1 protein-coding gene is annotated in these 1,045 nt (G+C 67.5%); it reads left to right on the forward strand.

Annotated features, from left to right (window positions below; genetic code table 11):
• The first annotated feature begins 68 nt into the window (after positions 1-68).
• Positions 69-1,030, forward strand: a protein-coding gene (locus WDW90_RS37450) for an IS630 family transposase (RefSeq protein ID WP_336492778.1) whose coding sequence is annotated in 2 segments (ribosomal slippage) — positions 69-417 and positions 417-1,030 — 963 coding nt in all. Because the reading frame shifts where the segments join, the coding sequence is not laid out codon by codon here.
• Positions 1,031-1,045 lie beyond the last annotated feature (15 nt).

A 1,045-nucleotide genomic window follows, 5' to 3' on the forward strand; every position in this document is an offset into this window, starting at 1 on the left:
TAGAGCCGGTCCCGCGCCGCTTGAGACGGGTTAGCGGGTAGTGCGTTGACGGATGAAGGAGCTTGCTCATGCCTTCACCTCTGTCTGTGGACCTGCGCGAGCGTGTTGTGGCCGCCGTGGCGGCGGGTGCCTCCTGCCATCGCGCCGCAGCCCGCTTCGGGGTCAGCGTGTCGAGCGCCAGCCGCTGGTCAGAGCGCTTCCGCCACGAGGGCCAACTCGCCTCCAAGCCGATGGGCGGCGATCACACCTCGAAGCGCATAGAGGCGCATGCCGGGCTGATCCTGAGGATCTCCAAGCAGGAGCCGCGTCTTTTCCTGCGCGAGCTGCGCGACCGGCTGGCTGAGCAGGGCATCCAGACCAGCACGAGCGGCCTGTCGCGCTTCTTTGCCCGCCACGGGATCAGCTGGAAAAAGGGGCGACGTACGCAGCTGAGCAGGAGCGTGCGGACGTAAGAGCGGCCCGCGAGGCGTGGTTTGAGGCGCAGCCCGAGCTTGATCCGGACCGGCTGGTGTTCCTCGACGAGACGGCGGCTGCCACCAACATGGCGCGCCGCTATGGTTGGGCGCTGCGCGGCGAGCGCTGCCGGCTCGCAGCCCCGTTGGGCCACTACAAAACCACCACCGTCACCGCCGCCCTGCGCACCAGCGGGCTGTGCGCCACTGCGCTATTGGACGGTCCCACGAACGGCAGGCGCTTTTGCAGCTACGTCACCGAGACCCTGATCCCGGTGCTGCAGCCGGGCGACATCGTCGTCATGGACAATCTGCCAGCCCACAAGGTTGCGGGCGTGCAGGACGCGATCGAGGCCGCAGGAGCGCGGCTGCTCTACCTTCCGTCCTACAGCCCTGATTTCAACCCGATTGAGCAGGCCTTCGCAAAGCTGAAAGCGCTGCTACGCAGCGCGGCCGCCCGCACGATCCCGGATCTCTGGGCGGCGATCCGGCAGGCCTTCACGCGCTTCACTCCGCAGGAGTGCCGCAACTACCTCGCCGCAGCCGGCTACGAAAACGACTTGGCCGTCGCTACCTGACCGGGAACAGCTCTA

The sequence above is a fragment of the Methylobacterium nigriterrae genome (assembly GCF_037106235.1).
GTDB classification, from domain to species: domain Bacteria; phylum Pseudomonadota; class Alphaproteobacteria; order Rhizobiales; family Beijerinckiaceae; genus Methylobacterium; species Methylobacterium nigriterrae.